The 17,542-nt window shown below is 70.3% G+C and carries 15 protein-coding genes and 4 pseudogenes; 16 read left to right on the top strand and 3 right to left on the bottom strand.

What is annotated here, in order from left to right; all coding sequences use genetic code 11:
• The first annotated feature begins 80 nt into the window (after positions 1 to 80).
• The 9 genes and pseudogenes from K6K41_RS17915 to K6K41_RS17955 all read left to right on the top strand — a co-directional run bounded on the left by K6K41_RS17915 (position 81) and on the right by K6K41_RS17955 (position 8,186).
• A complete protein-coding gene (locus K6K41_RS17915; RefSeq protein ID WP_261401641.1) occupies positions 81 to 2,759 on the top strand; it encodes a nitrate reductase in 2,679 nt (892 codons plus the stop codon).
• 560 nt (positions 2,760 to 3,319) lie between these two features.
• Positions 3,320 to 3,586, top strand: a pseudogene (locus K6K41_RS30590) (calcium-binding protein); the annotation flags it as partial.
• A 98-nt stretch (positions 3,587 to 3,684) separates the two neighbouring features.
• Positions 3,685 to 4,167, top strand: a complete 483-nt coding sequence (locus K6K41_RS29625; RefSeq protein ID WP_315855055.1) for a calcium-binding protein — start codon at positions 3,685 to 3,687, stop codon at positions 4,165 to 4,167.
• Positions 4,168 to 4,240: 73 nt separating this feature from the next.
• A complete protein-coding gene (locus K6K41_RS17930; protein WP_261405892.1) occupies positions 4,241 to 4,618 on the top strand; it encodes a hypothetical protein in 378 nt (125 codons plus the stop codon).
• Complete coding sequence (locus K6K41_RS17935; protein WP_261405775.1) at positions 4,531 to 4,737, top strand: lytic transglycosylase domain-containing protein; 207 nt, start codon at positions 4,531 to 4,533, stop codon at positions 4,735 to 4,737. The genes K6K41_RS17930 and K6K41_RS17935 overlap by 88 nt, the downstream gene beginning before the upstream one ends.
• Positions 4,738 to 5,205: 468 nt before the next feature.
• A complete protein-coding gene (locus K6K41_RS17940) occupies positions 5,206 to 5,928 on the top strand; it encodes a CHASE3 domain-containing protein (RefSeq protein ID WP_261401642.1) in 723 nt (240 codons plus the stop codon).
• Positions 5,929 to 5,966: 38 nt separating this feature from the next.
• Entirely contained in the window at positions 5,967 to 6,701 is a 735-nt protein-coding gene (locus K6K41_RS17945; protein ID WP_261401643.1) for a sensor histidine kinase, read from the top strand.
• Entirely contained in the window at positions 6,698 to 7,132 is a 435-nt protein-coding gene (locus tag K6K41_RS17950) for a response regulator (protein WP_261401644.1), read from the top strand. The genes K6K41_RS17945 and K6K41_RS17950 overlap by 4 nt, the downstream gene beginning before the upstream one ends.
• Positions 7,129 to 8,186: pseudogene (locus tag K6K41_RS17955) on the top strand (sensor histidine kinase). The gene K6K41_RS17950 and the pseudogene K6K41_RS17955 overlap by 4 nt, the downstream one beginning before the upstream one ends.
• A 48-nt stretch (positions 8,187 to 8,234) precedes the next feature.
• Here the strand turns inward: K6K41_RS17955 and K6K41_RS17960 are convergent.
• On the bottom strand, positions 8,235 to 9,041 hold the full coding sequence (locus K6K41_RS17960; RefSeq protein WP_261401645.1) for a calcium-binding protein: 807 nt from the start codon (positions 9,039 to 9,041) through the stop codon (positions 8,235 to 8,237).
• A 117-nt stretch (positions 9,042 to 9,158) separates the two neighbouring features.
• Entirely contained in the window at positions 9,159 to 9,611 is a 453-nt protein-coding gene (locus K6K41_RS17965) for a GtrA family protein (protein ID WP_261401646.1), read from the bottom strand.
• 210 nt (positions 9,612 to 9,821) lie between these two features.
• On the opposite strand from K6K41_RS17965, the gene K6K41_RS17970 reads away from it, so the two are divergent.
• The 6 genes and pseudogenes from K6K41_RS17970 (at position 9,822) to K6K41_RS17995 (ending at position 15,530) form a co-directional block, all read left to right on the top strand.
• Complete coding sequence (locus tag K6K41_RS17970) at positions 9,822 to 10,337, top strand: hypothetical protein (protein ID WP_261401647.1); 516 nt, start codon at positions 9,822 to 9,824, stop codon at positions 10,335 to 10,337.
• Positions 10,334 to 12,541, top strand: a complete 2,208-nt coding sequence (mprF, locus tag K6K41_RS17975) for a bifunctional lysylphosphatidylglycerol flippase/synthetase MprF (protein ID WP_261405776.1) — start codon at positions 10,334 to 10,336, stop codon at positions 12,539 to 12,541. Before K6K41_RS17970 ends, mprF begins: the two co-directional genes overlap by 4 nt.
• Positions 12,542 to 13,221: 680 nt before the next feature.
• Positions 13,222 to 13,711: pseudogene (locus K6K41_RS17980) on the top strand (AcvB/VirJ family lysyl-phosphatidylglycerol hydrolase); the annotation flags it as partial.
• 26 nt (positions 13,712 to 13,737) lie between these two features.
• Complete coding sequence (locus K6K41_RS17985; protein ID WP_261401648.1) at positions 13,738 to 13,908, top strand: hypothetical protein; 171 nt, start codon at positions 13,738 to 13,740, stop codon at positions 13,906 to 13,908.
• A gap of 316 nt (positions 13,909 to 14,224) precedes the next feature.
• Positions 14,225 to 14,692: pseudogene (locus K6K41_RS17990) on the top strand (sugar phosphate nucleotidyltransferase); the annotation flags it as partial.
• Positions 14,693 to 14,828: 136 nt separating this feature from the next.
• Positions 14,829 to 15,530 carry a cupin domain-containing protein gene (locus tag K6K41_RS17995; RefSeq protein WP_261401649.1) on the top strand — a complete coding sequence of 234 codons (702 nt, stop codon included), beginning with the start codon at positions 14,829 to 14,831 and terminating at the stop codon, positions 15,528 to 15,530.
• A gap of 65 nt (positions 15,531 to 15,595) precedes the next feature.
• Here K6K41_RS17995 and K6K41_RS18000 read toward each other — a convergent pair whose 3' ends face one another.
• Positions 15,596 to 17,095, bottom strand: a complete 1,500-nt coding sequence (locus K6K41_RS18000; RefSeq protein WP_261401650.1) for a CoA-acylating methylmalonate-semialdehyde dehydrogenase — start codon at positions 17,093 to 17,095, stop codon at positions 15,596 to 15,598.
• Between the two features lie 144 nt (positions 17,096 to 17,239).
• Between K6K41_RS18000 and K6K41_RS18005 the strand changes: the two genes are divergently transcribed.
• Positions 17,240 to 17,491, top strand: a complete 252-nt coding sequence (locus K6K41_RS18005) for a hypothetical protein (protein WP_261405893.1) — start codon at positions 17,240 to 17,242, stop codon at positions 17,489 to 17,491.
• The last annotated feature ends 51 nt before the right edge of the window (positions 17,492 to 17,542 follow it).

Below are 17,542 nucleotides of genomic sequence, written 5' to 3' on the forward strand. Positions count from 1 at the left end.
CTCATGCTGAGGAGCCGGACGAAGGCCGGCTTCTCGAAGCACGCAGTTCGTCTCCGCTTCTCTTCGCCGACGAGCCCCAGATGAACGTCCACGCGCCGAACCAGACGCCCGCGCCGACCGCCACCACCTGCCCCTATTGCGGGGTCGGCTGCGGGGTGCTGGCGACGCCGGACCGGCTGGGCGGCGCGACGGTCGCGGGCGATCCCGACCACCCGTCGAACTTCGGGCGGCTCTGCTCCAAGGGCTCGGCGCTCGGCGAAACGCTGGCGCTCGAGGGGCGCCTGCTCCATCCGGAAGTGGCCGGCCGGCGCGTCGCCTGGGAAGCGGCGCTCGACGCCGCGGCCAAGGGCTTCCGCAAAGCGCTCGAGACCCACGGGCCCCGCTCGATCGCGATCTATCTCTCCGGCCAGCTCCTGACGGAAGACTATTACGCGGCCAACAAGCTGTTCAAGGGCTTCCTCGGCTCGGCCAACGTCGACACCAACAGCCGCCTCTGCATGTCGTCCTCGGTCGCGGGCCACAAGCGCGCCTTCGGGGCCGACACCGTTCCGGGAACCTATCGCGACCTGGAGACCGCGGACCTTCTGGTGCTGGTCGGCTCCAACGCAGCCTGGTGCCACCCGGTGCTCTACCAGCGCATGCTGGCCGCGAAAGCCGGCCGCGGAACGAAGATCGTCGTGATCGATCCGCGCCGCACCGCGACCGCGGAGGAGGCCGACCTTCACCTGCCGCTCGCGGGCGGAACCGACGCCGCCCTGTTCGCCGGGCTCCTCGCTTATCTCGCCGCCGCGGGGCGGATCGACGAGGCTTATGTCGCCGCTCACACCAACGGCTTCGACGCGGCTCTCGGCAAGGCGCGGGAGGCCGCGCCCGACGCCGGCGCCACCGCGGAGGCCTGCGGGCTGGCGAAGGCCGACGTCGCCGCCTTCTTCGACCTGTTCGCGAAGACAGAGCGCGTCGTCACGCTCTACAGCCAGGGGGTCAACCAGTCCTTGGCCGGCGTCGACAAGGTCAACGCCATCCTCAACTGCCACCTCGCCACGGGACGCATCGGGCGCGAAGGCATGGGGCCGTTCTCGCTCACCGGCCAGCCCAACGCCATGGGCGGGCGCGAGGTCGGCGGGCTCGCCAACCAGCTCGCGGCCCATATGGGCTTCGACGCGGAGTCGGTCGATCGGGTCCGCCGGTTCTGGTCCGCGCCGCGCATGGCGAAAGCCGAGGGGCTCAAGGCCGTCGACATGTTCGAGGCGATCGGGCGCGGCGAGATCAAGGCGCTCTGGGTCATGGGCACCAACCCCGCGGCCTCGCTGCCGCGCGCCGACGAGGCGAGGGCCGCGCTCGCCAAGCTCGACTGCTTCGTGGTGTCGGAGAACATGGCCTCGACCGACACGGTGACGGCCGGCGCCCACATCCGCTTGCCGGCGGCCGCATGGGGCGAGAAGGACGGCACCGTCACCAATTCCGAGCGCCGGATCTCCCGCCAGCGTCCGTTCCTGGCCCCGCCCGGGCAGGCGCGCCCCGACTGGTGGGCGATCGCGCAGGTGGCGAGGCGCCTCGGCCATGGAGAAGCCTTCGCCTGGCGCACGGTCGGCGAAGTGTTCCGCGAGCACGCCGCGCTCTCGGCCTTCGAGAACGATGGCGCGCGCGACTTCGACATCGGCGCGCTCGCTGATCTCGACACCCGCGACTACGATCGCCTGCAGCCCGTGCAATGGCCGGCGCCGCGCGGCGGGGTGCGGCGCGAGACGCGGTTCTTCGCCAAGGGCGGCTTCTTCACGGCCGACGGCCGCGCGCGGCTCGTCGCGGTGGAGCCGCAGCCTGCGCCGCCGGCCGAGACGGCCTATCCCTACCGCCTCAACACCGGGCGCATCCGCGACCAGTGGCACACGATGACGCGCACCGGAAAGAGCCCGCGGCTCGCGAGCCATCTGCCCGAGCCGTTCCTCGAAATCTCGGTCGGGGACGCAGCCCGCGAGGGACTGCTCGACGGCGGCTTCGCGCGGGTGACGAGCGCGCATGGCGCGGCGACCTTGCGCGTGCGCGTCGCCGAAGGCGCGCCGTCCGGCGCGCTGTTCGCGCCGATCCACTGGACCGGCGAGACAGCGTCCGACGCCCGCGTCGGCGCGCTGGTCCACGCGCTCTACGACCCGATTTCCGGCCAGCCGGACGCCAAGGCCACGCCCGCCGCCGTCGCGCCGGTCGCCTTCGCGGTCCAGGGCTTCGCCTTGTCGCGCAGCGGATTCGGTCCGCTCCAGGGCGACGCGTGGTGGGCGAAGGCCGCCGTTCCGAACGGCGCCGGGCTGCTGTTCGCCTGCGACGCCGCGCCGGACCTCGAGACGCTGCTGCCCGCTCTCGAGCCCGAGGACGAGATCGTCTCCTTCGCCGACCCCTCCCGCGGAGCGTTCCGCGCGGCGGTGTTTCGCGACGGCGTGCTGGAGGCCTGCCTCTTCGTCGGCGCGCGCCGGTCGGAGAGCCCCTGGACCTATCTCCGCGGCAAGCTTGGCGAGCCGATCTCGGAAGGGCGGATCCGTAGCCTGCTGCTCGCGGGCCGGGCGAGCGAGGGCGCGGCGCAGGGACCGCTCGTCTGCGCCTGCCACGGCGTGCCGAAGGGCGAGATCGAGACGGCGATCTCGGGCGGCTGCGCCGACGCCGCGGCGGTCGGCGCGGCCACCAAGGCGGGCACCAATTGCGGCTCCTGCCTGCCGGAGATCCGCCGGATGCTCGCCGGCGCCCGGGCGGCCGAGCTCGCGCCGGCCTGACGGCGCGGATCGATCGTCAGTAGAACCCGTCGTCACATCCCTCCGCAGGGTTGCGGCCCGGGCGCCGTTTCAAGACATGCGGGCGACGCCAAGCCCGCGGTCGAACGGCGGCGCATTTGGCCGCAATCTCGCCCCGTTGTGGGCGGGAAGCGGTAGCACGCTCCCGTTCGCCAGGGGCTCACCGGCCAGCCGATGCGGGCATGCGCGGCGGGCGACAAGCGACGGGACGGAACAACGCCATGACGGACACACGGATCACGGATCGCGCGGTCAACAATCTGCGCATCGTCGAATTCTTCGATCCGAACGCCGCGTTCAACTACGGCACGAAGACCGAAGTCTCGCTCGTCAGCCGCGACGGCTACGAGCTCGTGTTCAAGGGAGACGACTTCGCCTTCGACGGCCGCGACCGGCCGACCGACGGCACGATCGACACGATCCTGCTCTACGACCCGAACGGAAACCTCGTCGGCGAGATCAAGGACGCGAACTACTCGCTCGAGGACTATTACGACAAGGTCGCGGTCGACGGTAAGTCCGGCGCCTTCACCGCCGAGCTGATGTCCGGCGACGACGTGATCACGGGCGGAAACGCCAATGACCATCTCGAGGGCTACGCCGGAAACGACACGATCTCTGGCGGCGGCGGCGACGACCTAATCAAGGGCGGCGACGGCGCCGACTCGATCCTCGGCGGCTCGGGCTTCGACGACATCGACGGCGGCGCCGGCGACGACGTGATCTCGGGCGGCGACGGCGACGACCTCATCTACGGGTTCGACGGGAACGACACGCTGTCGGGCGACGCCGGGAACGACTCGCTCGCGGGCGAGGCCGGAAACGACGTGATCTCGGGCGGCGCCGGGCATGACGACCTCGAGGGCGCGCCGGCAAGGACAAGCTCTCGGGCGACGCCGGCGACGACGTGCTGGGCGGCGGCTCCAAGGCCGACAAGCTCAACGGAGGCTCTGGCGACGACGAGCTCTACGGCGACTCCGGAAACGACGTGCTGAAGGGCGGAAGCGGCCGAGACTCGCTCGACGGCGGCGCGGGCGACGACAAGCTCTATGGCGGCTCCGGCCAGGATTCGCTGTTCGGCGGGCTCGGGCGCGACCAGTTCCACTTCGAAAAGTCGACGGATGGCCCGGACCAGGTGCTCGACTTCCACCGCGGCGAGGATTCGCTCGTGTTCGACGCCGACGGCTATGCGAACATGACAGACGACTTCGCGCTGGTGGTGGGCGCCGACCCCGTGGCGGGGAAGGCCGGCGAGGGCACGTTCCTGTTCGACACCGACACCCACCGTCTCTATTGGGACGCCGACGGCAAGGGCGGGCAGGACGCGGTCTACGTCGCCCTGCTCGACGACGTGAACAACCTCTCGAAGGACGACTTCGTCATCGCCTGAGCGCTCGTGATACAGTCCGCCGGCGAGGATCGCGCCCCGCCGGCGGGCGAACGACGATGCGGAGAGCGACGTTTTGGGGCTGTCGGGCGGCGTCACGCCGAAGATCGCGCTGGCGGCGCTCGCGACGGCGATGACGATCGCGTTCCTCGAGGCGCCTGCGCGCGCCGAGGCCCCGCCGCCAGCCCAGACCCTCCCGAGCGCTCCTGACCCGCAGGCCGCGCCCGCGGCGGCGCTGTCGCCCGAGGCCCCGGCTCCGACCGCGCCGATCACCGCCCCCGAGGGCGGTGCCCCGGCGGCTGCGACGCCGCCCGCCGGCGAGGCCGAGCTTCGCGCGCTGTGCGTCGGGAGGCGGAGGCGCAGGGACTGCCGCCCGAACTCGCCGAGGCGGTTGCGACCGTCGAGAGCGGCTTCGATCCGCGCGCTGTCGGCGGCGTCGGCGAGATCGGGCTGATGCAGGTCCTGCCCTCGACCGCCCGCATGCTGGGCTTCTCCGAGCCGCTGCCGAAGCGTTCGAGCCGGCCACCAACGTCCGCTACGGCGTGCGCTATCTCGCCGGCGCGTGGCGCATGACGAACGAGAAACATCTGCGCCTCGGTGATGAAGTATCGCGCCGGCCATGGCGAGACGCGCTATTCGCACAAATCCGTCGCCTATTGCGTGCGGGTCCGCGAGCTGCTCGCGGCCTCGGGCTTCAAGGTGACGGGCGAAGTGCCGGTCGCGACCTTCGGGGGCCCGGCCGGACGGCTCGGGCCGGCGCGCGCGGCGCGCGCAGGCTCGCGAACGGGCGGGTGCGCATGCGCTTCAACTGGGCGAACGTCGATCTCAAGCGCAAGTCGCTCGACCGGGCCGGCGCGGTCGCTGCGGATCGCGAGTGAGGCTCCGCGTCTTTTCACTTGGCGAGACGGCGAAAACCGTGGCTTTGTGGTTCGAGACCGCGCCATGCGAGCGCGGGACGGACGGCGGCGCCTGGGGGCGGACGCGGCCGACCTCGGGGATGGGTACGACCGACGTGGCCAAGGCCTTGCGTCTCACGACATCATGAGCGCCGAACCGCGCGCCCGCAGGGCAGGGCGCAAGGAGACGCTGGCTCTGCTGCTCGGCTTTGCGGCGCTCGTCGCGGTCGGCGGGGCCTCGGTCTGGCTCGTCGCGCGCAACGCCGCCTTCAACGAGCAGGTGTCCGGCGTGCTCGAGGCCAAGGCCGAGATCGTGCGCGTGCTGAGCCTGGTGCAGGACGCCGAGACCGGCCAGCGCGGCTATCTGCTCACCAATGACGAGCGATATCTAAGGCCCTACGAGACGGCCGCCGCGCAGATCGGCGAGCGGCTCGAGCATCTCGGCAAGCTGCTCGCCGACGAAGGCGACCAGATGTCGGATCTGGCGAAGCTCAGGAGCGCGGTCGGCGACAAGCTGGCGGAGCTCGCCCAGACCGTCGCGCTGCAGCGCTCCGGACAGCGCGAGGAGGCGCTCGCCGTCGTCGACACCGAGCGCGGCCGCAACGCGATGCTCTCGGTCCGCCGCGTGGTGGCGCTGATGACGGCGCGCGAGGACAAGGCGTTCGCCGAGCTGTCCGGCGAAACGTCGCGCTCGGGCTCGCAGCTCGTCGCCTTCATGACCGCCGGCCTGTTTCTCGCGGCGGGCCTCGCGGTTCTCGCCCAGATCATGGTGCGCCGGGCGCGCGACAGGCGGAGGAGGCCCGGGCCGCGATCGCCGAGGCCAATGAGGGCCTCGAGGCGGCGGTCGCCGAGCGCACCTCCGACCTGATCCAGGCCAATGAGGAGATCCAGCGCTTCGCCTACATCGTGAGCCACGACCTGCGCGCGCCGCTCGTCAACGTCATGGGCTTCACGAGCGAGCTCGACGCGGCGCGGAAGGTGCTGAAAGAGCAGATCGACGGCCTCGACGAGGTCGGGGCCGCGAAAGTCAGTCCCGACGCGCGGCTCGCCATCGAGGAGGATCTTCCCGAGGCGATCGGCTTCATCCGCACCTCGACGGCCAAGATGGACCGGCTGATCAACGCGATCCTGAAGCTCTCGCGCGAGGGCAGCAGGCTCATCCGGCCCGAGAGCGTCCAGATCGAGACGCTGGTCGTGGGCATCGCCGACACCATGTATCAACAGCTGCAGGCGGCCGACGCCGAGATCGAGGTGCAGGCCGGCCTTCCTGCGATCGTCACAGACCGGCTTTCGATCGAGCAGATCTTCCAGAACCTGATCGAGAACGCCGTGAAGTATCTCGACCGCTCGCGCGCCGGCCGCGTGAAGGTCACCGGCCGGCGCGTCGGTTCCCAGGTCGAATACGCCATCGAGGACAACGGCCGCGGCATCGACGCCAAGGACCACGAGCGCGTGTTCGAGCTGTTCCGCCGCGCCGGCGCGCAGGACCAGCCGGGCGAGGGGCTGGGCCTCGCCTTCGTGCGCGCGAGCGTGCGCCGCCTCGGCGGCGCCATCCGCCTGACCTCCGAGCCCGGCCGCGGCTCGACCTTCCACCTGACCTTTCCGGCCGTCTATCAGCCGCCATCCGAGGCCCGAGCATGAGCCAGACCAACCAGCGTTCCGTCGTGATCGTCATGATCGAGGACGATCAGGGCCACGCCCGGCTCATCGAGAAGAACGTGCGCCGCGCGGGCGTCAACAATGAGATCCGCCACTTCGCGGACGGCACCTCGGCGCTCGCCTTCTTGCAGTCCGACGAGGTCCAGGCCAACGGCCCGATGCTGATCCTGCTCGACCTCAACCTGCCGGACATGACCGGCATCGACATTCTCGGCGTGCTGAAGAGCCATGAACGGCTGAAGCGCGCGCCCGTGATCGTGCTGACCACCACCGACGACAAGGTCGAGATCCAGCGCTGCTACGACCTCGGCTGCAACGTCTACATCACCAAGCCCGTCGACTACGAAACCTTCGCGACCGCGATCCGCCAGCTCGGCCTGTTCCTGTCGGTCATGCAGGTTCCCGACGCATGAGCGAAGGCGAGCCCGACCAGTCGCCGCCGAAGAAGCGCGTCCTCGTCATCGAGGACGACGCGGGCCTGCGCCGGCTCGTGACCCGCGACCTCGAGCGCGCGGGCTACGAGGCGGCGGGCGCGGAAAGCTGCGCCGAGGGGCTGGAGAAGCTCGCCTCCCAGCGCTTCGACGTGGTCGCGCTCGACCATTTCCTCGGCGGCGAGACCGGGCTCGACATTCTGCCGGCGATCCGCTCGCTGCCCGAGGCCCCGCCCGTGATCTACGTGACCGGCACCGAGGACGGGCGCGTCGCGATCGCGGCGCTCAAAGCCGGCGCCTCCGACTACGTCATCAAGGACGTGGCCGGCGAGTTCCATGCTGCTGCTGCGGGCCTCGGTCGCGCATGCGCTCGAGCAGGTCGAGATGCGCCGCCTCAAGGAGGCGGCCGAGCGCGCGGTCGTGGAGGCGCGAGACCGCGCCGAGACGCTGCTGCGCGAGGTGAACCACCGCGTCGGCAACTCGCTGCAGCTCGTCTCAGCCTTCATGCATCTGCAGTCCTCGACGCTGCCCGACGGCCCGGCGCGCGACATGATGCGCGAGACCGAGGCGCGCATCCTCGCGATCGCCCCAGATCCACCGCCGGCTCTACACCTCGGCGGACGTGCGCGCGGTCGACATGGACGAGTATCTCTCCGGCCTCGCCGAGGAGCTCGAGAGCTCGCTCCGGACGCCCGACCGACCGCACCGCATCGCGGTCAAGGTCGAGCCCGTGAAGATGGCGACGGATCGCGCGGTCTCGCTCGGCGTGATCGTGACCGAGCTCGTCACCAACGCGTTCAAATACGCCTACCCGTCCGGCGCCGAGGGCGAGGTCCGGGTGCGGCTCGCCCGCGACGGGGCGCTGCTGGCGCTCTCGGTCGAGGACGACGGCGTCGGCATGTCGGAAGCCGCCAAGCCCGTCGGCACAGGGCTTGGCCAGAAGATCGTCGGCGCCATGGCGGCCTCGATCCAGTCGCGCGTCGAACGCGACGCCTCGACGCGCGGCACGCGGATCGTGCTGGCGTTCCCGGCCTGAGGCCAGCTCCGGCCTTTGGGGGCGGCTGCGGCCTGAGGCCGCCCGGCCTCAGATGACGTCGAAGTCCTTGAAGGTGAGCTTCAGGTCGTCGTCGAGACGGGCGAAGACCTGCGCCTTCTCGCCGCCCTTGCCGTCCGGATCGTAGAGCAGCAGGCCGGCGTCCTTGTCGTAGATGATGCGGTCGTTCGCGTCGGCGGCCTTCGAGCCGACATGGAACTGCGACTTGTCGAGGGCGCCGATCCCGCCGAGCTCGTCGAAGATATCTCCGTCGAGCGCGATCGAGTCCTTGCCGTTTCCGAAGTCGGAGATGCGGTCGATGTTGGATTTTCCGAGCGCCGCGTCGAAGACGAACACGTCCGCGCCCTTGCCGCCGACCAGCAGGTCCGCGCCGATCCCGCCGGAAAGCGTGTCGTTGCCGAGCCCGCCCTCGAGCGTGTCCTTGCCGCCGCCGCCCGCGACCGAGTCGTTGCCGGCGAAGCTCTCGATGTGGTCGCTGAGCGCGCCGCCCGTGAAGCGGTCGTCGCCGCGAAGCGCGGTGATGAAGACTTGCCGGTCGTCGGCCTGGGAGACCGTCTTGGCCGCGTCGCCCACGAGCTTGGCGTCGAGCGACAGGCCGGTGATCTGGAGCTGATAGCCGTTGTCGATCTTGGTGTAGGAGGTGATCGTGCCGTCGATCGGGAAGCCGTCGCGGCCGTATTCGAAGCCGGAGCCGCGGAATTCGTCGCCCGCGCCGCCGCCATAGGCCACGCGGAAGACGCTCGAATCCGCGAGATAGCTCTCGCCCTTCGTCAGCTCGTTGAGGTCGAGCGCGTCGAGCGAGAACTTGAAGCTGCTGTCGATGATGATCGTCGCCATGGCGCACCTATCAAGTGATTGAAGACACGAGACAAACGCGAACGAGCACTGAATGCGCCGCACGGTAGCGACGCCCCTCGTCATGATCAACCGATAAGAGCGTGTCCCCGGCGCGAATTACGCGCCTTTGAACGTCAGCAGCCGGTGGCCGAGATAGCTGGTCGCGGCCCCGATCGCGATCGCGACCGCATGCGAGATCGGCTCGACGTAGAGCGTCCAGCCGACCGCGGGCGCGAGCCAGCGCGCGAGGCCGACGGCGATGAGCCAGACCTCGGCGGCGCCGACGAGGTTGACCACGACGTAGCGCCAGAGCTGGCCGCGGGCGGAGCCGTCTTTCGCCTCGAACACGAAGGCGCGGTAGAGGAAGAAGCCGACCGCCATGGCGATGGCGTAGGCGACGATGACCGAGGCGCCGAAGGGCATGAACTCGGCCAGAGGAAAGCGCGAGCCCCAGTTGACCAGCGCCCCGAAGCCGCCGGCGAGCAGGAAGCGGCCGATGCGGCGCAGCTCGGTTTCGGTCATTCTGGCCCGGACCATCGGCGGCATCAGCGCGATCGCGGCGGAGAGCATCGGCGGTTCGCGTCCCTGTTCGGCCCGTCATCGGCGGCGTTTCGCCGCTGCCAAGGGCAGGGGCCTTTGCCCGATGTAATGGCATCGGGTTAAGAACCGCCCTAAGTCCGCCCGGTTCGCGGGGCTTGGTCCCGCCCGCGCGCAGCCGTTCTCATCCTCTCGAACTCGCAGGGCGCGGGTTCTTCCACGCAGTGTCTCGTCACGACCGGCATGTCCGAAACGTCGAAACCCGCCGCTGATCCGGCGGCGCAACCGAGCGAAACGGAGCCGCGCGAAGGCTCCGCGGGCGAAACCGCGCCGCCGCTCGGCTTTCCCAAGCTGAGGGCCTGGGCCGCCACGGTGCCGTGGCGCGCCGTCGGGGCCATCGGCTCGCTGCTGCTGTTCGCGATCGTCCTCGTCGTGCTCCACAACCTCGTCGAGGAGGTGAAGCTCGAGGACGTCAAGACCGCGATCTCGGCGACGCCCTGGCGCACGCTCGCGATCGCGCTTCTGGCGACGGCGGCGAGCTATGTGGCGCTCACCGGCTACGACTGGTTCGGCATCATCCACATCAAGCGGCGCGAGGTCGGCTATCCGGTCGCGGCGCTCGCCTCCTTCACCGGCTACGCGCTCTCCTACACGATCGGCTTCCAGCTCGTGGTGGCGGGCGCCGTGCGCTACCGGATCTACGCCGGGGCGGGCTCGGAGCGGCCGAGGTCGCGGCCATCACGGCGATCTCGGCGCTGACGCTCTGGCTCGGCATCTTCTTCACGCTCGCGCTCGGCCTCGTCACCGAAGCGCCGGACGTCTCGAAGCTCGACGGGCTCTCGCCGGCCGTCAACATGGCGCTCGGGATCGCGATCCTCGCGGCGATCGCCGCCTATGTGTTCTGGATCTCGCGCAAGGAGCGGTCCGTCACGGTCGAGGGCTACACGTTGGCGCTGCCCGGCGTGAAGTCGACCGGCGCGCAGATCCTGATCGGTCTCGTCGACCTGCTGGGCGCCGCCTTCGCGCTCTGGATCCTGCTGCCGCCGGACGCCGTCATCGCCTTCCCGACCTTCGCGGCGCTCTTCGTCGTCGCCATGACGCTCGGCATGCTGAGCCATGCGCCGGGCGGCGCCGGCGTCATCGAGGCGACGGTGCTGCTGGCGCTGCCGGGCCTGCCGCCCGACAAGGTGCTGGCGAGCCTGCTGCTCTGGCGCGTCGTCTACTATCTCATCCCCTTCACGCTCGCGCTCGGCCTGCTCGGCGGCTCGGAGCTCGCGCGCCGCAAGGGCTATTTCGCGCGCGCCGGTTCGCTGCTCGCCGCCGTGATGCGGCCGGTCGCGCCGATCGTGCTGGGCGCCGCGGTGTTCCTCGGCGGCATCGTGCTGCTGATCTCCGGCGCGCTGCCGGCCGAGACCGACCGCCTGCGGGTGCTGCGCCACGTCGTGCCGCTGCCCTTCGTCGAGGCGAGCCATCTGCTCGCAAGCGTCGTCGGCGTGGTGCTGCTGGTGGTGGCGCGCGGCCTGCTGCGGCGCCTCGACGGCGCCTATCGGGTCGCCCAGATCCTGCTGCTCGCCGGCCTCGTCTTCTCGATCACCAAGGGCGGCGACTTCGAGGAGGCGATCGTGCTCGGCGTCGTGCTGGCGCTGCTCACGGTCAACCGCCGCGCCTTCTACCGGCGCGCTTCGCTCTGGGACCAGGACCTTGCGCCCGCCTGGCTCGCGGCGGTCGTCATCGTGCTCGCGGGCTCGGTCTGGCTCGGCTTCTTCGCCTATCGCAACGTCGACTATTCCAACGAGCTCTGGTGGGACTTCGCCTATCGCGGCGACGCGCCGCGCTTCCTGCGCGCAAGCCTCGCGGCGGGCGTCGCGGCGCTCGCGATCGGGCTCCACGCGCTGCTCCACCGGCACGCGCGGCCGGCCGCGACGCCGCCGGAATCGGCTTCCCGGCTCGCCTCGATCGTCGCGACCTCGCCGCGCGCAGACTCGAACCTCGCCTTTCTCGGCGACAAGCGCTTCCTGTTCTGCGAGGCCGGCGACGCCTTCATCATGTACCAGGTGCAGGGCCGCAGCTGGGTAGCGATGGGCGATCCCGTGGGCCCGCCGCAGCGCGCCTCCGAGCTGCTCTGGTCGTTTCGCGAGCTCGCCGACAAGCATGGCGGCTGGCCGGTGTTCTACCAGGCGAGCGTCGGTCGTCTGCCGATGTATCTCGATCTCGGCCTATCGCTGCTCAAGCTCGGCGAGGAGGCGCGCGTCGACCTGCGCACCTTCACGCTGGAGGGCAAGGCCGGCTACGAGTGGCGCTACGTCGACCGCAAGGCCCAGAAGGACGGGCTCGACATCTCGGTCGTCTCCGCGGCCGACGCCGTCGCGCTCTATCCGGAGCTGAAGCGCGTCTCCGACGCCTGGATGGGGTCGCGCAAGGCGGGCGAGAAGGGCTTCTCGCTCGGCTTCTGGAACGAGGAGTATCTGCGCCATTTCGACATGGCGGTGGTGCGCTACCAGGGCCGGGTCGTGGGCTTCGCCAACGTCTGGAGCGGGGCCGACCGCGAGGAGGCGACCGTCGACCTCATGCGCTACGCGCCCGACGCGCCCAAGGGCGTCATGGACGCGCTGTTCGTGCGCCTGATGCTGCGCGCCAAGGCCGAGGGCTACCGCTGGTTCAACCTCGGCATGGCGCCGCTCTCGGGCCTCACCGAGCATCCGCTCGGTCCGACCTGGAACCGGGTCGGGGCCTTCGTGTTCCGCTACGGCGACAACTTCTACAATTTCGAGGGGCTTCGGACCTACAAGTCCAAGTTCAATCCGACCTGGGAGCCGCGCTATCTCGCCTGTCCGGGCGGTTGGGTGCTGCCCCAGATCCTGCTCGACATCACGGCGCTGATCGGCGAGGCGCCGAAGCGCGCGCTGTCAGCCCCGACGGGATCGGCGCTGCCGCCCCCGAGCGCGGAGGAGTCCGTCGCGTGATGAAGTCTTTGATCGCGGGCGCGAGCGCCTGCCTGCTGTCCGCCGCGCTCTTCGCGGCCCCCGCGGCCGCCCAGGAGCTGCGGCGCGGAACCGTCGACAACGACACCATGAAGGGCGCGCCCATCGTCGCGCCGGCCGGGGAGCCGACCGCGATCGTCGCGCTCGTCTCCGATCTCGACGGCTGGACGCCGGCGCGGGCCGCGGAGGCCGACGAATACGCCAAGGGCGGCGCCCTCGTCATCGGCGTCGACCTGCCGCGCTATCTCCAGGGCGTCGCCAAGAACACCGAGGACTGCATCTTCCTCTCCGGCGACATCGAGGAATACGGACGACTCGCCGGCAAGGAGATGGGGCTGAAGAGCTACCGGCTCCCGGTGCTCGTCGGCGTCGGCAAGGGCGCCGACATCGTCTACGCGATGCTCGCCCAGGCGCCCGCCAACATGTTCTCGGGCGCGGTGTCCCTCGGCTTCACCGGCCGCGTGCCGCTCGCCAAGCCGCTCTGCGACGGCCCAAAGACCGAGACCCGCGAGGGCCCCGACCTCGTGCTCGGCCACGATACGCCCGAGCCCATCCAGGGCGAGTGGCGGGTGCTGACCCGAGGGCCGGCCCCGGACTTTGTGAAGGACTTCGTCAAGGACCTGCCGACCGGCGACTTCGTCGAGGAGGACGCCTCCGCCGACATGGCCGCGGAAGCGCGCGACGCGGCCTTCGACATCGGGGGCGGATCGCCCGACGCGGTCAAGAACCTGCCGCTGGTGATCTATCCGCCGACGAACCCGAACCCCAAGGGGCTCGCGGTGATCTACGCCGGCGACGGCGGCTGGCGCGACCTCGACAAGCGCGTGGCCGACTTCCTCAACAAGGAAGGCTACGGCGTCGTCGGCGTCGACACGCTCCGCTACTTCTGGAACGAGAAATCCCCGCGCGAAATGGGCGACGATCTCGAGGCGATCGTCCAGCGCTACGGGACCGACTGGAAGATCAAGAAGGTGCTGCTCGGCGGCTATTCGTTCGGCGCCGACGTTCGCCTGGCCGCGGCTCTCCCGGCAGGTGCGCGACCAGGTCAAGCTGATGGCGCTGCTCGGGCTTTCCAAGACGGCCGACTTCGAGGTGTCGGTCTCCGGCTGGCTCGGCGTCGGCTCCGGCGACCATGACGTGCTCAAGCCCGCCGCGCAGTTGCCGATGGACAAGGTGATGTGCGTCTACGGCAAGGACGAGCTCGACGAGAAGGACAACGACGTCGCCTGCGCGACGCCATCGCCCCGCAGGCCCGTTTCGAGCTGCCGGGCGGCCATCACTATGACGAGAACTACGAGGCGCTCGCCGGGCGGATCGACGCCGAGTTCGTCAAGCGCGCGGGCCCGTGAGGGCGAGGGGGCGGCGCGGCCTTTCGGCCGGAAACCCTGTTTCGAGCGCACGCTGGCGTTTCGCCCCGCCAGCAGTCTAAAAAAGCGGCGTGCTCGCGACGGCGGCTCTGGGGGCTTGGACGCCGGTCCGCGCTTGGGGAGTTCAGATGACGGTCTATCCGGTGATTTTGTGCGGGCGGCTCGGGCACGCGGCTGTGGCCGCTGTCGCGAGGCGAGGCTCCGAAGCAGTTCATCGAGCTGTTTCGGCGAGGGCGGGGGAACGCTGTTCGAGCGGACGCTGACGCGGCTCTCCGCGGCGGACGGGTTCGGACGCCCGGTGGTGGTGTCGAACGAGGCCTACCGCTTCCAGATCGCCGAGGGTCTCGAAAAGGCCGGCGTGACGCCCGAGGCGGTGCTGCTGGAGCCGGTCGCGCGCAACACCGCGCCGGCGGTGGCGGCCGCCGCGGCGGCGCTCGCGGCGACCGATCCGGAAGCCATCATGGCGGTGATGCCGTCGGACCATGTGGTGACCCGCGTCGAGGAGTTCGTGGCGGCGGTCCGGACCGCCGCCGAGGCCGCGGCGGAAGGCCGGATCGTGCTGCTCGGCGTCAAGCCCGACGCGCCGAACGTCGGCTACGGCTACATCCGCGTCGGAGAGCCGATCACGCCCGGCGGGGCGGTGCGGAACGTCGTCTCGTTCCATGAGAAGCCGCAGCGTGAGATCGCCGAGGGCTTCCTGGCTTCGGGCGACTATCTGTGGAACGGCGGCTTCTTCATCATGAAGGCCTCGACGCTGCTCGACGAGGTGCGGCGGCTCGAGCCCGAGATCGCCTCGGCGGTCGACGCCGCGCTCGCCTCGGCGAAGTCCGGCGGCGGCGCGACCGCGCTCGGCGCCGAGGGCGCTTTCGACCTGCCCGTCGATCTCGATCGACTATGCGGTGATGGAGCGCACCGACGCGGCGGCCGTGGTGGCGATCGACGTCGGCTGGTCGGACATCGGCTCGTGGTCGGCGCTCGCCGACATCGGCGAGGCGGACGCCGACGGCAACGTCGCGACCGGCGACGCGCTGATGGAGCGCACCACCAACACGCTCGTCCACGCGCCCGACCGGTTGGTCGCGACGCTCGGCCTCGACAACGTCATGGTGGTGTCGACCGGCGACGCGGTGCTGGTGGCCGACCGCGCGCAGGCGCAAGGGGTGGCGGCGCTCGTCTCGGCGCTCAAATCCGCGGGCCGGCCCGAGGCCCATGTCCATTTGAAGCAGCACCGGCCCTGGGGCTCGTTCGAGCGCCTCGCGATCGGCGACCGCTTCCAGGTGAAGCGCCTCACCGTGAAGCCGGGCGGCAAGCTGTCGCTCCAGATGCACTACCACCGGTCGGAGCACTGGGTGGTGGTGCGCGGCACCGCGCGCGTGACGGTCGACCAGACCGAGCAGTTCCTGCGGGAAAACGAGTCCGTCTACATCTCCGCGACCCAGTGGCACCGCCTCGAGAACCCGAAGCAGACGCTGGAGCTGATCGAGGTGCAGATCGGATCTTACGTGGGCGAGGACGACATCGTCCGCTCCGACGACATCTACGCCCGCGACTCCCGCGACAAGCCGAAGGACTACGTCAACGTCCCGAAGTCGATGCAGAAGTAAGTTGGCTTAGAAAGATCAGGCGCGGCCGCTTTCCTTGGGGAGGCGGCCGCGCTTCGTTTGGGCGGTCAGCCGAGCGTCGGCATCACGAACTCCGCGCCGGCCCGGATTCCGGTCGGCCAGCGGGTCGTGATGGTCTTCAGCCGCGTGTAGAAGCGCACGCCCTCGGGGCCGTGCATGTGGTGGTCGCCGAAGAGCGAGGCCTTCCAGCCGCCGAAGGAATGGAACGCCATCGGCACCGGAATCGGAACGTTGACGCCCACCATCCCGACCTTGATCTGGTGCGCGAATTCGCGCGCCGCGTCGCCGTCGCGGGTGAAGATCGCGGTCCCGTTGCCGAACTCGTGCTCGTTCACGAGCCGCGCGGCCTCGGCGTAGTCCGGCGCGCGCACGACCGACAGGACGGGGCCGAAGATCTCCTCCTTGTAGATCCTCATGTCCGGCGTCACGTGGTCGAAAAGGGTGCCGCCGACGAAGAAGCCGCCCTCATAGCCCTGCAGCGAGATCCCGCGGCCGTCGACCACGAGATCCGCGCCGTCGTCGACGCCAGAGCACACATAGTCGTTCACCTTGCCGCGGTGCTGCTCGGTGACGAGCGGACCCATCTCGGCTTCCGGGTCGGCGCCCGGTCCGATCTTGAGCGCGCGAACCTTGGGCGCGAGCTTCTCGATCAGCACGTCGGCGGTCTTCTCGCCGACCGGCACCGCGACCGAGATCGCCATGCAGCGCTCGCCGGCCGAGCCGTAGGCCGCGCCCATCAGCGCGTCGACCGCCTGGTCCATGTCGGCGTCCGGCATGATGATCATGTGGTTCTTGGCGCCGCCGAGCGCCTGGGCGCGTTTGCCGGTCTTTGTCGCGGTCTCATAGACGTAGCGCGCGATCGGGGTGGAGCCGACGAAGCTCACGGCGTCGACGTCGGGGTGATGCAGGAGCGCGTCGACCGCCTCCTTGTCGCCGTTGACGACGTTGAACACGCCGTCCGGCAGGCCCGCCTCCTTCAGCCACGCGGCGACGAGGAGGGCGGGGGAGGGGTCGCGCTCCGACGGCTTCAGGATGAAGCAGTTGCCGCAGGCGAGCGCCACCGGGAACATCCACATCGGCACCATGGCGGGGAAGTTGAACGGCGTGATGCCGGCCACGACCCCGAGCGGCTGGCGCAGCGAGTGGCTGTCGACGCGGCTGCCGACGTTCTCGGTGAACTCCCCCTTGAGAAGCTCGGGGATTCCGGTCGCGAACTCCACCACCTCGAGGCCGCGCTGGATCTCGCCCTTGGCGTCGGAGAGCACCTTGCCGTGCTCGGAGGTGATGAGCGCCGCGAGTTCGTCCGCGCGGGCTTCGGCGATGCCGAGGAACCTGTTGAGGATGCGGGCGCGGCGCAACGGCGGCGTGTCGCCCCATTCGACCGCGACCCTTTTGGCCGCCGCGACCGCGGCGTCGACCGTCGCGACGTCGGCGAGCCGCACCGTGCCGGTCTGCTCGCCGGTCGCGGGATCGAACACCGGCGCGGAGCGCTGGCCAGAGCCGGGCGTCAGCGCGCCGTCGATGAAGTGGGTGACGTCCTTCGCCATCTCGGCCTCTTCTCCTTGCCTCGCCGCCCCAAGCCGGGCGGCCCTTTCGTCCAGAAGCGCGCGAAACCGGCTCTGGCGTCTCCATGGGGCTTTCATGGACCCGGCGGCTCCCCGCCGGGCGACGCCGATCAGGAGCCGAACGCCATGAAAACCCTCGTCCTCGCCGCCGGACTCGCAGCCTGCGCCATCGGTCTTGCGTCTCCCGCCTCGGCCGAGACGGGCCGCGCCGACGCCCAGTTCATCGGCATCGATCTCGACAACGGCTCGATCTATTACAACGGCCGCAACTCAGGTCGATACTGCCTCTACCAGACCGTCCGCGTGTTCAACCGCGTCACCGGCTATTACGAGCGCCGCCGCGCCCGCCGCTGCGGCCGCGGCCTCTACTTCCGGTGACCGCGCGGCGCGTCGTCGCCTCGATGACGCTTGATCACGACAAATGATCGG

The sequence above is a fragment of the Chenggangzhangella methanolivorans genome, from assembly GCF_019797865.1.
GTDB classification, from domain to species: Bacteria; Pseudomonadota; Alphaproteobacteria; order Rhizobiales; family Methylopilaceae; genus Methylopila; species Methylopila methanolivorans.